The following is a 13,210-nucleotide window of genomic DNA, read 5'->3' on the forward strand; positions in this document are numbered from 1 at the left end:
TATTAAATCCAACATAGAACTCTGTTATCTATTGTTGAAGTAATTCCATGTTGAGGTAGTTTGCTGAAGAAACAGCAAGAGATCGATCAAACTATGAAAACAGCAGTACAGGGCTAGCCCCTGTACTGCTGTTTTAAAATAACCTTATTCATAAATGCGGATTTCAATCACTTCGGCATGTTCGCCTCCGTTGGTTTCCTTTACCACAACCCGGACCCGGTCCGTCCGTACCGGTTTACCCAGCGTGTGGATTTTTTTGCGGGTGCGGTTCATGCCGTCGCTTGCGACAGTGATCCATTCGCCGCTTGCCCATGCCTGCAGCTCATACGATTTGGCAACCTCCGGAATAACAAGGAATGGCGTTTCATGGTGATGAAGGTTAATCAGATCCTCGTTCACGTCATCGTTAAAGGTAATATGAACTTCCCTTACATCAGCCGGCTCTTCAAGCGTAATCTCCACCCATTCCTCCCGGCCGTCTGCCAACGGCTGGGACACCCACAAATGCGGGCCGCCATACGGACGCACATAACCGTCAATGACTTTATCCGGGGCAAAAGCTTTTGTCCCAACCGCGAAGCAGAACGGTTTGCGGACCAATCGTTTCATGGACCACTCAATTACCGGCTGATCCGGCTGATGATCCTCCAGATCGGAGCTTACCATCGGCTTAACGCCTCTCTCGAATGCTAGCACGCCGGTAACCGGAACGGCTGACGTATGGAGGCTTGCCGCTTCGTTTGCCCGGACAATAACAAACGCATTACAAGGCTCATCACCAAAGAGCTCACGGTCTGCGGGCACATCCAGCCATTGCTTCTCCCCCGCTCCAACCGGGATGGTCAACGCTTGCTTAAAGCCTGCCGGAACATAATTCTCCGGACGCCCCGTATCCCAGAGCTCCACGTTCAAGCTGATTGCTTCGGATGTTGAAACGAGAATTTGCAATCCGTCAAAGCCGCCGTCCGCAGGAAACACAAATCCGACATCCGAAGTAAGCCGATACTCTTCAGCCGGACGATCAAGCCGGATTTGCGTCATCGTACTGGATGCCGTCACCGTTCCCGTTCTCGCCAAATCCGCCGGATCTTCATTGCGCAGACCAATAATGGAAGCATCCATGCGCAGCATCGTTTGCTGAAGCTCGGTTAAATGCCGCTCGCGCAGCTCGCGTGGCGTAATGCCTTTGCTGGCTGACAGAGCGGCGCCAACGCCGGCTGCCTCCCCCATTACCGCGCAGGTTGCCATCACGCGGGTTGTCCCGAAGGCAACATGAGAAGCGCTGACATTGCGTCCCGCGAACAGTAGATTGCCGACATTCCGGGAGTACAAGGAGCCGAACGGAATATGGTAGATGCCGTCCGCATGGAGATGCTTGGAGCCGCTTTCGGTTGCGTACATGCCTTGCGGCGGATGCAGGTCAATCGACCAGCCGCCAAAGGCGATGCGGTCCTCGAACGGACGCTGGGAGATCACGTCGTTTTGCGTCAGGATGGTATCGCCCAGAAAGCGCCGGTATTCCCGCTTGCCCGGAATGGAGCCAACCCATTCCAGCGTCATATTCTCGGCTTCGAATTTGCCGGAGTTTTTAATATAATCCCAAATGCCGTATATAACGGACCATAATTCATCCCGGATCCGTTCGTTCTCGTGAACGGTATCCAGCTCGCCGCCCCATTCGATCCACCAGTAATGGCAGCCGGAATCGCCGCTGCGGATCACGCGCTTGAGCGGAATCGAGGTCGTCGTAATATCTTTCGCAAACGATGGAGCAACGAACCGGACCGGCTTGCCGGTATCCTTCGTGTAGAACAATAAGGTACTGCCCAGCGTAATATCGTCGGCAGCCTCCGGTGCCCAATCCTCCCCGTACTCCTGACGGGCCTCCCGGCCGATGCGGTATGCCGCCCCCGCGAGGAAGCCAACCAATCCGTCTCCCGTACAGTCAAGGAATACGTCGCTCTCGAACGTCATTTCCCGCTCCGAGCCCATCATCCAGCCCGTTACGCTGCGGATAGTCCTGTCATCGAGTTCTCCATCTGCCTCCACTTCCCGGACATCCGTATTCATATACAAGGTTAAATTAGGCTCCGCTCTTACCGCTTCCAGCAGCGTCACATCCCACAGGTATGGATTGCCTTCCGGATTGCGGTACTGGTTCTGAATAAAAAGTTCTCCCATGATGCCCGTTTCCCGGGCATACCGGTTAACGCCATGCCCGGTAGCGCCGCATACCCATACCCGCACTTCGGAGCTGGAATTGCCGCCAAGCACCGGCCGGTTATGGACAAGCGCCACCTTTTGCCCCAATCTTGCCGCTGCAATTGCCGCGCTGATGCCTGCCAGACCTCCGCCAATAACCGTCACATCGGATTTTACCGTCTCGTGTCTCATGTCATAAGCCTCCTTCAATTTAGCCTTTCACGGCCGAACTGGAAATACCTTGTATAATGTACTTCTGGCCAAGCAGGAAAATTAGAATCATAGGAACGATTGCCGCCGAAGAGGCTGCCATCATGCCGTTGTAGTCAACGTTGTTTTCCAGAACGAAATTCTGGAGGCCTAGAGGAATCGTATACAGCTTGGGGCTTTGCAGGAAGACAAGCGCATTCTCGTAATCGTTCCATTGCCAGGAAAAATCGATAATCGCAAACGTCGCCAAGGCCGGCTTAGCCAGCGGCAGAACAAGCCGGAAGAATATCCGGAAATGTCCCGCCCCGTCTAGAAAGGCGGATTCCGTAATCTCCTTCGGAATGCCCAGGAAAAACTGCCGGAGCATAAATACGCCAAAGATCGAGAACATGGCAGGCAAGATCAGCGCCCAGTGCGTGTTATAGATATGAAGCCAGTTAAACATGATAAATTTCGGAACAAAGATCACTTGAGGAGGGATCATCATCATGGATAAATATACCATGAAAAGGGTGTTCCGCCCTTTAAATTCCGTGCGGGCAAAGCCGTAAGCGGCAAGTGCCGACATAAAGACGGCGCCGGCCGTGCCTATCACCGATATTTTCAGAGAGTTCAAATAATAAGGCAAAAAGTTATAGCTTCCCGACCATATCCGCTTATGACTGCTTAAGTCGAGCTTCGAAGGAAGCCATTGGCGGAATACTTCGCTTGGAGTCTGGAAGGATGTGCTGATCATCCATAAGAAAGGGACAATCATAAACAACCCTGCGATCAGCATCAAGATCGTAACGGAAAGCTTAACCGGTAGGTTCTTATTGGTTTCAATCATCAGGCTTGCTCCTCTCTTAGTAATGGACCCAGCGTTTTTGGCCAACCCACTGGATGATCGTAATGATAAGAATAAAAGCGAACAGGAACCACGATATCGTTGACGCATAACCCATCTCATAGTAACTGAAGGCTGTTTTGTAGACGAACAGCGACAGTATGGTCGTGCTGCCGCTTGGACCGCCGCCCGTAATAGCCTGGATAAGAGAGAAGGACTTAACGGTCATAATCAGACCGGTAATAAGCAGCATAAATGTCGTTGGACTGACAAGCGGCCATACGATCCGCCAGGTAATGGTTGCCGAGCCCGCTCCGTCGATCCGCGCGGCTTCCAACTGCTCGGTCGAGATTTCCTGGAGGGCTGCCAAGTATATAATCATGTTGTAGCCAAGCATAAACCAGATTTGGATAACGTCGATCGCATACATCGCCGAGCTTGTATCCGCGAACCAGCCCGGAGGCGATACAATGCCGATAAAGCGAAGCACTTCATTGATTGGTCCTTGGGACGGCTGGAACAGCAGCATCCAGACAAACGCGACCGCTACGCCGCTTGAAATATACGGCAGGAAGAACATCCCCCTGAGCAGTCCCTTCAAGTACACGCTGCGGTTGAGCACCAGCGCAACGAGGAACGCCAGCCCCAGCGAGACGGGAACGGAGAACAGGAAGATGGCGGTATGCTTAAGCGAAGCATAGAACTGATCATCGCCGAACAAACGGTTGATATTGTCCATGCCGGTGAACTTCCAGTTGGGATTAGCGAATTGATAATCCGTAAACATCATGAAGAATGAATACAGGGCTGGCAAAATAAAGAAGGCCACAATGCCCAGCATATTCGGTAAAACAAACGCGTAACCAATCCAGCCTTGCTTCTGAATCCAGCTTTTCCTTTTCACAGAAAACGCCGCCTTTCTTGATCGTATAGAGCTGTCTGAATATAGCAAAGAGAGAAGAAGGAAGCGGGGAATCCTTCTTCTCTCTTGGGGGCTGAAAGGCAATATTCGGTTACTTGATATATTCCTGATGTCGTTTGGCCATATTTTTGAGCGTGGTATCAAGATCCTGCTCGTTCAGGAAGAATTTCTCGTACTCTTCCTTCCGCGCATCCAAAGCCTGCTGCGGCACGCTGAGCTGGAACGAAGGGAACTGGCCGAATACGACTTTGTTCATCGATTCGGTATCGTACTTGTCTTCTACGCCTTTAAGCAGCAGATCCATCGCTTGTTTGTTGTCTACGCTCTTCGAGGACGGGATTCGTCCGCCGCTTGCCATCGGCAGCATGCCTCCGTCCGCATACCATTTCGCAAACTTCCAGGCAGCGTCCTGATGCTTGGATTTCGCGTTTACGGAAAGCACGTCGCCTAGACCGCCCGGATATTTGTAATCCTTCTGGTCCGCCGTTACTTTAGGAATCGTAGCGAACGCGATTTTGAAGTCATGAGGGAAATTGGTCAGGTCATTCGCGTTACGGAAAATAAATTCACCCGCCGACAGCATCGCTGCCTCGCCTTTCAGGAACATCGTGTCTACCGGCATCTTGCTCGTTACCTGCTCGCCGTATTCCGGCGTCGATTTGTCTACGAACATCATGTCATGCACCGTTTGAAGCTGCTTTTTCCACAAATCGTTATCGAAGTTGGAAGTCCCGTCCGGCTTCGTTACGCCAAGACCGGCAATCGTTCCGTCGATTGTAGCGGTAAAGGCGGCGTCATGCTGAAGAAGTCCGTATACCTTGTCTGTTTTCAATTTGTTCGCGTACTCTCTCAGATCATCCCAGGTCCAGTCCACAGCAGGGATTGGCAGTCCGGCTGCGTCCAGCATATCTTTGTTCAGCCAGATAAACGCCATATTTTTCTTTGTCGGAATGCCGTAATATTTGTCTCCGATTTTCCATTGCGCGGCATCCGGACCCATTTGGTCATCGATGTTATAGTCGGTTTTATTGCTAAGATCCAAGGCAACTCCGGCGTCAACGCGCTTCTGCAAGCGGGTGAGCGTGTAGTTGATGTAGAGGTCCGCATCCTGTCCGGTCATAAGCGCCGTATCAAGCTTCAGGTTACCCGGATCATCGTTGACGTAGCGGATATATTCAACCTGAATATCCGGATTTTCCTTATTCCAGTTGTCAATGACGGCCTTAGGGCCCGCTTCCGCGGGAACGGCTCCCCACAGGGTAAGCTTTACTTTTTCACCGGGTTTGCCTGCCGGAGATTCGCTTGCCGTTCCGGGGCTTGCACCTGTATTTCCGTTATTGCCGCCGTTGCTTCCGCATGCCCCAAGAATCGTGGCAGCCAAGGTCGTAATCAGTACTGTTTTTAACCAGCCTTTTCTTTTCATTCGTCTTCCCCCTCCTGAAGATGTCCTGCCTGTTTGCTACGTCTTTAACTTTATCACCTGCCCGGCAATTGGGGGATGAACAGCGTTTGGGGAATCATAGAACGAATTTTTGTTCTTTGCGGTATTCGTTTGGAGTGACGCCGCACCAGCGTTTGAAAATTTTAATGAAGTAGTTGTCATTCTCGAAGCCTACGGTTCGGCCGATATCGCTGACAGTCCGTTCGGTCTCTGCAAGCAGCATTTTCGCTGCCGCAACGCGGCGGTTCTGGATATAATGCGTTAAGGTGGAGCCCGTCTTCTTCTTGAACAAATCGCTGACGTAGCTTGCATCCATGCGGATCAAATCAGCGAGACTCTTCAAGGTGATATCCTCGGCGAAATGCTCTTCAATATAGGCAATAATGCGGTTCATCTCCGGATGATCGGTTGGCTCCTGCGCCGTCTTCTCCGGAAACCACTTGTCTGCCTTGCGCAGCTTCTCCATTCTAGCAAGCTCGGCGGCTACCTTCTCCATCGCCTGCCTTAAGCCTGCCAAATCCAAAGACAGCTTCATCAAGTACCCCGAAGCTCCATATTCTACGGCCTGACGGGCATATTCGAATTCGCTGACGGCCGTAAGCATAACGAACCGGCATTCAAACCCTTCCTCCCTGGCAAGCTGCAAGAGCCGTACGCCGTCCATCACCGGCATAAAAATATCGGATATCACGACATCGGGCTGAAGCTCCCGGATCATCCGCAGCCCTTCTTCGCCATCTGCCGCTTCACCAACAATCTCAAACGGAATATCCGCCTTCGCGAATAACTTGCGCAAGCTTGCTCTTGCATGCTGCTCATCCTCAACGATTAATGTCCGCCACATGGGTAAGTCCCTCCTCCGCATAAGGTTTGGATAACAGCAGCGGGCAATTCATCGTCACCCGCGTTCCTTCTTCCGACGATTCCAGCTGTAGTCCCGAAGGCTGATTTTTGAACAAAAGCTCCAGACTTTCCCGCAGGTTCTGGATACCGATGCTTTTCCGTTTACGCGCGGATTGCCTATTCTTCGCCTTCTCGATACCCACTCCGTTATCGATCACTTCCAGAATAAGCTGCTTGCCCCGGCTAGCTGCCCTTATAATGATGCGCCCTTCCCGCTGGGATTGTCCAAATCCGTGCAGCAGCGAATTTTCAACAAGCGGCTGCAGACTGAACTTCGGAATCAGCGCGAATTCAAGCTCGCCCTCTACCTCATAGTGAACCTCAATGCCATGTCCAAACCGCTTCCGCTGAATGTCCATATAAGATTCAATAAGGATGATCTCTTCTTTGAGAAGAATAAGGTCAGCCTCCGTATTTAGCGTCGTTTCCAGTATCTTTCCAAGCGCTACGCAAATATCGTAAATATCGTCCTCGTCCTTATCCAAGGCTATGCTTTTGATCGTATTAAGCGTGTTCAGCAGAAAATGGGGATTCATCTGCCCCAGCAGCACCTGGAACCGGACAAACTGCTTCTGCCGCTCCTCCAGCTTTAATCTTTCCAAAAGACCGTTAATGTCGGCGATCATCGAGTTGAAGCTTCGGGTTAAGGCCAGAATTTCGCCCCTTCCCTGCTCCGGCAGCTTGGCCTTCAGATTGGATTTGACCGTTGTTTCCATCTTTCGCTGAAGCAGCTTCAGCGGTCCGGTAACCGTGGAGGAGATCAAGTAAATCATCAACATAAACAAGATCAGAATGGCGATATAGAGGGCAAAGGAACGCTTCTTCTGCTTGTCCACCTCGTTAAACAGCAGCGATAGAGGAACCTTTTTAACAAGATAACCGTTCAGCTCCTGAACATGGCTATACGTATACATCATCTGGTTATTCAATATTGAGGTGGAGGAAGCATCATTCTCCCCGTTCAAGCCGGCTGACGCGATGGACGCGGCAACGGCTGGCGGCACGCTTTCTTCAGTAGAGGATTGAAGGATGGTATTCCCCCCGGCATCAAGCAGGAAATAAGCCCCTTCCCCGCTGCTGCCCTGCGTTTTCTCCGCAAACCATGCTTCGTAATCAATACTGAACCGCCCGTAAGCAAAAGGCTTTAGCCCGTCGTCCCTGAGCACTTCAAAAAGGCTGAGCATCCGGTTGCCCTTTACCTCCCGTATTTCGGTGGATTGATCATTCGTGCGCCAAATATACCGCTGACCGCCTTCCCGCTTCAGCTCCCGAACCCAGGCCTCCGAGCTGATCTCCTCGTAATTTAAGGAATTCTCCGGCGTATAGGAGGTGTAAGCGTTTCCTTTTAAGTCGATCAAGGTGTAGTAAACCGTAGCACCGGTAAGGAAAAAGCTGTTTTCGATACCCGCAAACTTATTTTCAACGATTTTTTTGCGGTTGATGGCATCGTATTGCTCCGGCTTTTGCATGACCTGACGAAGAACGGAATCCTGCTCGAGCAGCATTCCCGTCTTCATGACAAGGCTCATCAGGTCAACAAGATCGGTCTTAAGCCCTTCAAGCTGTTCGATGTTTTTGTCGGATGCATTCCGCTGGAGCAGCTCTTCCGTCTCCCGGAAATTGTATAGGAATAGCAGCGCGATAGGAACAAGAAGGAAGATCAGGAGGGACAGCAAGATCCGGTTTTTAAACGTAGCCGGCGTTAACAAGCGGAATAATCGGGTGAACATTGGCGCTCAGTCCTTCACTTGGATGTATACCTCTCAATTTACTTGACGGATACGCCCGTCCGCAAGAAAAAAAACAAAAGCGGCTGTACACGGTTTCCCGCACAGCCGCTTCGGACAGTAACTTATTTCTTCCTGCTTCTTCTCTTTTTAGCCGTTGAGAATTGGATGTGGACTCCGTCGATTTCGTTCAAGAGAACATTGCGGAACACAAAGGCCGCTACGTTATTATAGTTCCCGTAGAAGTCGGAAAGGTCATCATTATAGAACTGGACGACCTTAATCCGGAATACCGGATAAACGTAGGTGCTGCCGAATATCGATCGAAGGGCGACAAACTGGAAGATCCGGTTTGTGCGAAATGCAATCCGGTACAGTCCCGCGATCTCTCTCGCCGTCAAGATACGCGCAATCGGGCTAATTGCTTTCCCGCCGCTGATGACTTTTACGCGAATGCCGATGTCGCCGATAACTTTGTCCGAAGCGATTAGGGTCGCCAGCGCTTTTGCTTTCTTAATCCCTTTTACAAACAGCTTAACCTCGAATTGACCGTCCCCATGATCCTCCAGCGAGCCAACCCTTACAAGCGGGTCTTTGCCAACCGAATATTTGATCTCATTAAAATACGTAAATTCCGGCGGAGATAAACTGATTCTTGCCTTCTTGCCGTTTGACATGATGAATCTCCTCTCTCCTATGACGATTACTAGTATCCTATTTTTAGAGAGAGGAGACGGTTACCGCATTCAACCACGCGGGACAACTTTTTTTCTATTCTGCGTCCGAATAAACGTAATACGTACAGCCTTGCTCCGCTTGAAAACCGCCGTCGCTAAGAGCAACAGCCGTCCCTTTCTCATCCTCCACGCGGATAAAGCCGGCATAGCGAAGCTTGCAAACGCCGCTTATTCTTGCTTCAATGGCAGCCCGCTTCAGCGTTCCATTCTCCCATTCCACATCAACCACATATCCGCCTCTTGCCTTCAAGCCGCTGATCTGGCCATTTGTCCACGATGCGGGCAGCGCAGGCAGCAGGTCGATCGTACCTAGATGAGTTTGGAGCAGAAGCTCGGCAATACCCGCGCTTCCGCCGAAGTTCCCGTCGATCTGGAATGGCGGATGAGCGTCCAGCAGATTCGGGTAAGTGGATCGCGCAAGCAAGGTCTGCACGGCACCGTAGGCCTGCTTCTCATCCTTCAAGCGGGCAAACAGATTCAGCAGCCAAGCGCAGCTCCAGCCGGTGTGCCCGCCTCCGTTAGCCAGCCTGCGATCAAGCGTTGCGACAACCGCTTCCAGCAGCTCCGGCGTCTTTTCGTTAATTTCTTTGCCCGGATAAACCCCGTACAGATGCGAAACATGGCGATGCCCCGGCTCGCTTTCTTCGAAATCCTCATACCATTCCTGAAGCTGGCCATGACGGCCAATCTTGTAAGCAGGAAGACGATCCAGAGACGCAAGGAGTTCATCACGGAACTCCGTTTCTTCCACGCCAAGTACGTCAATAGCTTCCAGACAGTTCTGGAATAGATCTCGTATGATGGCCATATCCATGGTCGAACCATACGAAACGCTGCATGGCTCCCCGTCGCTCGTCAGGAACTTGTTCTCCGGCGAGGTAGACGGATTCGTAACCAAATCGCCGTTTGGTCCTTCGATCAGCCAATCCAGGCAGAATAAAGCCGCTCCTTTGAGCAGCGGATATGCTTTCTCGCCCAGAAAATCCTTATCCAGGTTATATAGGTAGCTCTCCCATACCTGACGGACAAGCCATGCACCGCCAAGCGGCCAGAATGCCCAGCTGGCGCTTCCGCCGGTTGGCGTCGTCATGCGCCAGATGTCCACATTATGATGGGCGGTCCAACCTCGGCTGCCGTAATGAATTCTCGCTGTACGCGAACCGGCTTCGCTCATTTCCTTAAGCATGGTGAAGAGCGGCTCGTGGCATTCGCTGAGGTTGCATACTTCCGCTGGCCAGTAATTCATCTGCGTATTGATGTTAATCGTGTAATCGCTATGCCAAGGTGGCGACACATGATGATTCCAGATTCCCTGAAGATTCGCGGGCTGGGTACCCGGTCTCGAGCTTCCCATCAGAAGGTAACGTCCGAAATGGAAATAGAGCGCCTCCAAATGTGAGTCCTGCTTGGTCGTTTGATAGTCCGCAAGCCTGCGGTCGGTTGGCTTATCGGAACCGTCCGTTTCATCCGCCAAAGAAAAGGTAACGCGTTCGAACAACAGCCGGTGATCTTCGGCATGACGGCTGCGCAGCGCTTCGAATCCGAGAGCCGCAGCCTTTTCCAAGCGACTGGAGCAGCGTGCCGAGCAAGCTTCTTGATCCGGCGACCGGTCGTACCCGGCAAAGCCCGTTTCGGCAGTCAAATAAATATGAAGGTAAGCCGCATTCCGGACCTCAAGCCCATTCTCTCCGTTCTTCACCGTTCCATCGGTCTCCACCTTCACCCGGATCTCGAACGGCAGGCCAAGCCCCTCCTCATAGAGGACATCCATAGGATGATCTTTATGATAATTGCCGGCCACGTGGCTTGGTGCTTGTCCAATCAAATGGAGCTGTCCTTCCGCCGTTTCCTCTAACCGGTATCGCAGCAAGGAATCCACAACGATATCGCGGTTCAAGGTTCCGCCCTCAGCTTCGTAACGGACAATAAGCGCTTGGTCCGGCACGCTCGCGAAGTATTGGGACTTTACCGCAACATCGCCATCCCGGTAGCTGGCAGCGGCAATTCCTTCATTCAGATGCAGTTCCCGTTTGTATTGCGATACGGCGGATACCCGGTCGTCTCTCCGCACGATCGAAAGACCGCCAAGCGGCAAGTAAGGCTCGACATCCCGACCTTGCATGGTGGATTCAATCAGCCTTTCTGCTTCCGCGTATTTCCCGGAAAATATAAGCTGCCGAGCCTTGGCCAAATAACGCTGGGCCTCATAATTAATCGGGTCCCGCGGAAAACCGGCCCATAAAGTATCCTCATTCAGCAATATTTGATCGGTTTCCGTTCCCGCGAATACCATTCCGCCAATCCGGCCGTTGCCGATTGGCAAGGCTTCTTCCCATACCGATGCCGGTTGCTCATACCAAAGCTTCCAATCCCGTACTTTCCCCATCGCGCATCCTCCGTCTCCCTAAGCCAAAGAGAGCCCGCAAAATTCGGACTCTCTTATCGTCAATTGCTTATTATTCGTTCCACAGCTTCACGCGAGCTTTAACCAGATCTTCGCGGATTTTTTCTGCTTTTTCAACATTGGCTTTTACCAGCTCTTGTTGGTAGGCATCCCAAATTTTATCAAAGTCTTCCGGTTTAGCCAAGATCGCTTCAGGAATGCGTTTCCAAGTGATGTCCGTAAGTTTCTTCTCGATAACGACGGCTTCGCTGTCGCCAGGAACCGGAATGTTCCAAGCTGCGCCCCAAGGCTTAACTTTGAACTCTTCTTCTTTAGGGAACAGATCTTTCCAAGTCGTTGCACCGTAAGCTTTAAGCGTTTCTTTCTCCACATCGTTAAAGCCTGCTACGATTTGCTCTGGGAAGCTTGTTGTGTAGTAGTTGCCGCTTGGATCTTTCACGCCGTCGCCGTAGTGACCGCTGAGCAGGTTGTAAAGACCGATGCCTGTTTCTTTCGTGAAGTTAACGGCGTCGTTGATTTTGCGGTTATTTACATCTTCGGGAATAACGCGTTTGCCGTCAACAACATTGTATTGCTTGCCTTCAATACCCCAGTTTACAAGCACTTGACCTTCATCGGAAGCCAGATAGTCAAGGAATTTGATCGTACGAACCGGATCCGGATTGTCTTTGGAAATCGCTACGCCGCTGCCAGCCATAAAGCCGGTTGGCCAGAACGATGCTTCTTTCACATCCGCGGACATCGTAACTGGATAGTGGCCGTAGCCTTGATCGAATTTGCCTGCTGCTTTCAGAGCTTTCTCGCCATCGCCATAATCCCAGTCTTGGTCAATCAAGCCAAGAACGCGGCCGGAAGCGATTTTCGCCTTGTATTGATCGTATTTTTGAACGAAGCTTTCCGGATCCAGCAAGCCTTCAGCGTTCATATGGTTAAGCCATTTGAAGTATTCTTTCTCTTCCGGACGACGGAAGTGATACGTTACCTTTTGCGTATCCACATCGATGTTGAACTCGCCGTCATCGGAACCGCCCGTTGCGAGGAACGCAGGGTTCGTTACCGAAATGTACATATGCCAGTCGTCGGCATTCAGAGTCAGACCGATATTCGGGTTGCCGTTCTCGTCTTTCGGATGAAGAGCCAGATAGTCCTTGATGGCTTTCTCGTAGTCCGCTACCGTACGGATTTGCGGGTAGCCCAGCTCTTTAACAACGCGGTGCTGCAGCTCGAAGCCGCCGCCGGCGTTGAAGTACTGCTGCCCTATACCATTGTAGGAAGGAATAACGTAGATCGCATGGTCATCATCGCTGTAACGAAGACGACTCATGTTGCCTTCAAATAGTTTTTTCAAGTGCGGAGCGTATTTATCAATCAGATCGGTCAAATCAAGTACGGCGCCAGCGTCTACGAATTTGCTGATGCTTGTCTTCGCGCTAATGAGGTCAGGGTACTCGCCGCTTGCCGCAATCAGGGACGACTTCTGAACCGCATCGCCTACCGCGAATTCCGCATCAAGGGTAATGCCTGTTTTCTCTGTAAGGGTTTTGCCGATTTCGTCTTGCATGTTCGCCCAGTTAGGCGATGGATCTTCGCTGTAAAAAGTCAATGTGAGCGGTGAAGTATCTTCCGGAGCAGCCGACTCCGTATTTGTTGCATTGCCGCCAGTATTCGCGCTGCTGCCGCTATTTTTTTCATCATTGTTATTGCTGCCACAGCCCGCCAGCAAACCGGCAACTAACGTTGTAGACAATGCAAGGCTTGACCATTTGCTGATTTGATTCATGTAATAACCCTCCTATATATTTATGAGAACCATATCGTATTAACGGGTTTCCCCAAGA

The 13,210-nt window shown here is 51.4% G+C and carries 9 protein-coding genes; all 9 read right to left on the bottom strand.

Annotated features, from left to right (window positions below):
• Positions 1-144: 144 nt before the first annotated feature.
• The 9 genes from PGL01S_RS27045 to PGL01S_RS27085 all read right to left on the bottom strand — a co-directional run bounded on the left by PGL01S_RS27045 (position 145) and on the right by PGL01S_RS27085 (position 13,152).
• Positions 145-2,412 carry an FAD-dependent oxidoreductase gene (locus tag PGL01S_RS27045; RefSeq protein ID WP_373864172.1) on the bottom strand — a complete coding sequence of 756 codons (2,268 nt, stop codon included), beginning with the start codon at positions 2,410-2,412 and terminating at the stop codon, positions 145-147.
• Position 2,413: 1 nt separating this feature from the next.
• Complete coding sequence (locus tag PGL01S_RS27050) at positions 2,414-3,241, bottom strand: carbohydrate ABC transporter permease (protein ID WP_015843545.1); 828 nt, start codon at positions 3,239-3,241, stop codon at positions 2,414-2,416.
• 16 nt (positions 3,242-3,257) lie between these two features.
• Positions 3,258-4,142 carry a carbohydrate ABC transporter permease gene (locus PGL01S_RS27055; RefSeq protein ID WP_127498227.1) on the bottom strand — a complete coding sequence of 295 codons (885 nt, stop codon included), beginning with the start codon at positions 4,140-4,142 and terminating at the stop codon, positions 3,258-3,260.
• A gap of 109 nt (positions 4,143-4,251) precedes the next feature.
• On the bottom strand, positions 4,252-5,583 hold the full coding sequence (locus PGL01S_RS27060) for an ABC transporter substrate-binding protein (RefSeq protein WP_127498229.1): 1,332 nt from the start codon (positions 5,581-5,583) through the stop codon (positions 4,252-4,254).
• Between the two features lie 94 nt (positions 5,584-5,677).
• The gene (locus PGL01S_RS27065; RefSeq protein ID WP_127498231.1) at positions 5,678-6,445 is read right to left on the bottom strand and encodes a response regulator transcription factor; all 768 of its coding nucleotides are present in this window, start codon (positions 6,443-6,445) and stop codon (positions 5,678-5,680) included.
• Entirely contained in the window at positions 6,423-8,234 is a 1,812-nt protein-coding gene (locus PGL01S_RS27070; RefSeq protein WP_127498233.1) for a cache domain-containing sensor histidine kinase, read from the bottom strand. Before PGL01S_RS27070 ends, PGL01S_RS27065 begins: the two co-directional genes overlap by 23 nt.
• A 122-nt stretch (positions 8,235-8,356) precedes the next feature.
• The gene (locus tag PGL01S_RS27075; RefSeq protein ID WP_127498235.1) at positions 8,357-8,908 is read right to left on the bottom strand and encodes a hypothetical protein; all 552 of its coding nucleotides are present in this window, start codon (positions 8,906-8,908) and stop codon (positions 8,357-8,359) included.
• Positions 8,909-9,002: 94 nt separating this feature from the next.
• A complete protein-coding gene (locus PGL01S_RS27080) occupies positions 9,003-11,354 on the bottom strand; it encodes a glycoside hydrolase family 95 protein (protein ID WP_127498237.1) in 2,352 nt (783 codons plus the stop codon).
• Between the two features lie 70 nt (positions 11,355-11,424).
• Positions 11,425-13,152, bottom strand: coding sequence for an ABC transporter substrate-binding protein (locus tag PGL01S_RS27085; protein ID WP_127498239.1), 1,728 nt, complete (start codon positions 13,150-13,152; stop codon positions 11,425-11,427).
• Positions 13,153-13,210 lie beyond the last annotated feature (58 nt).

The sequence above is a fragment of the Paenibacillus glycanilyticus NBRC 16618 genome (assembly GCF_004000805.1).
Classification (GTDB): Bacteria; Bacillota; Bacilli; order Paenibacillales; family Paenibacillaceae; genus Pristimantibacillus; species Pristimantibacillus glycanilyticus.

Coding starts and splice junctions, on each gene's coding strand:
- PGL01S_RS27050 (WP_015843545.1), bottom strand. CDS start 3,241: ATGATTGAAACCAATAAGAACCTACCGGTTAAGCTTTCCGTTACGATC.
- PGL01S_RS27060 (WP_127498229.1), bottom strand. CDS start 5,583: ATGAAAAGAAAAGGCTGGTTAAAAACAGTACTGATTACGACCTTGGCT.
- PGL01S_RS27065 (WP_127498231.1), bottom strand. CDS start 6,445: ATGTGGCGGACATTAATCGTTGAGGATGAGCAGCATGCAAGAGCAAGC.
- PGL01S_RS27070 (WP_127498233.1), bottom strand. CDS start 8,234: ATGTTCACCCGATTATTCCGCTTGTTAACGCCGGCTACGTTTAAAAAC.
- PGL01S_RS27075 (WP_127498235.1), bottom strand. CDS start 8,908: ATGTCAAACGGCAAGAAGGCAAGAATCAGTTTATCTCCGCCGGAATTT.
- PGL01S_RS27080 (WP_127498237.1), bottom strand. CDS start 11,354: ATGGGGAAAGTACGGGATTGGAAGCTTTGGTATGAGCAACCGGCATCG.
- PGL01S_RS27085 (WP_127498239.1), bottom strand. CDS start 13,152: ATGAATCAAATCAGCAAATGGTCAAGCCTTGCATTGTCTACAACGTTA.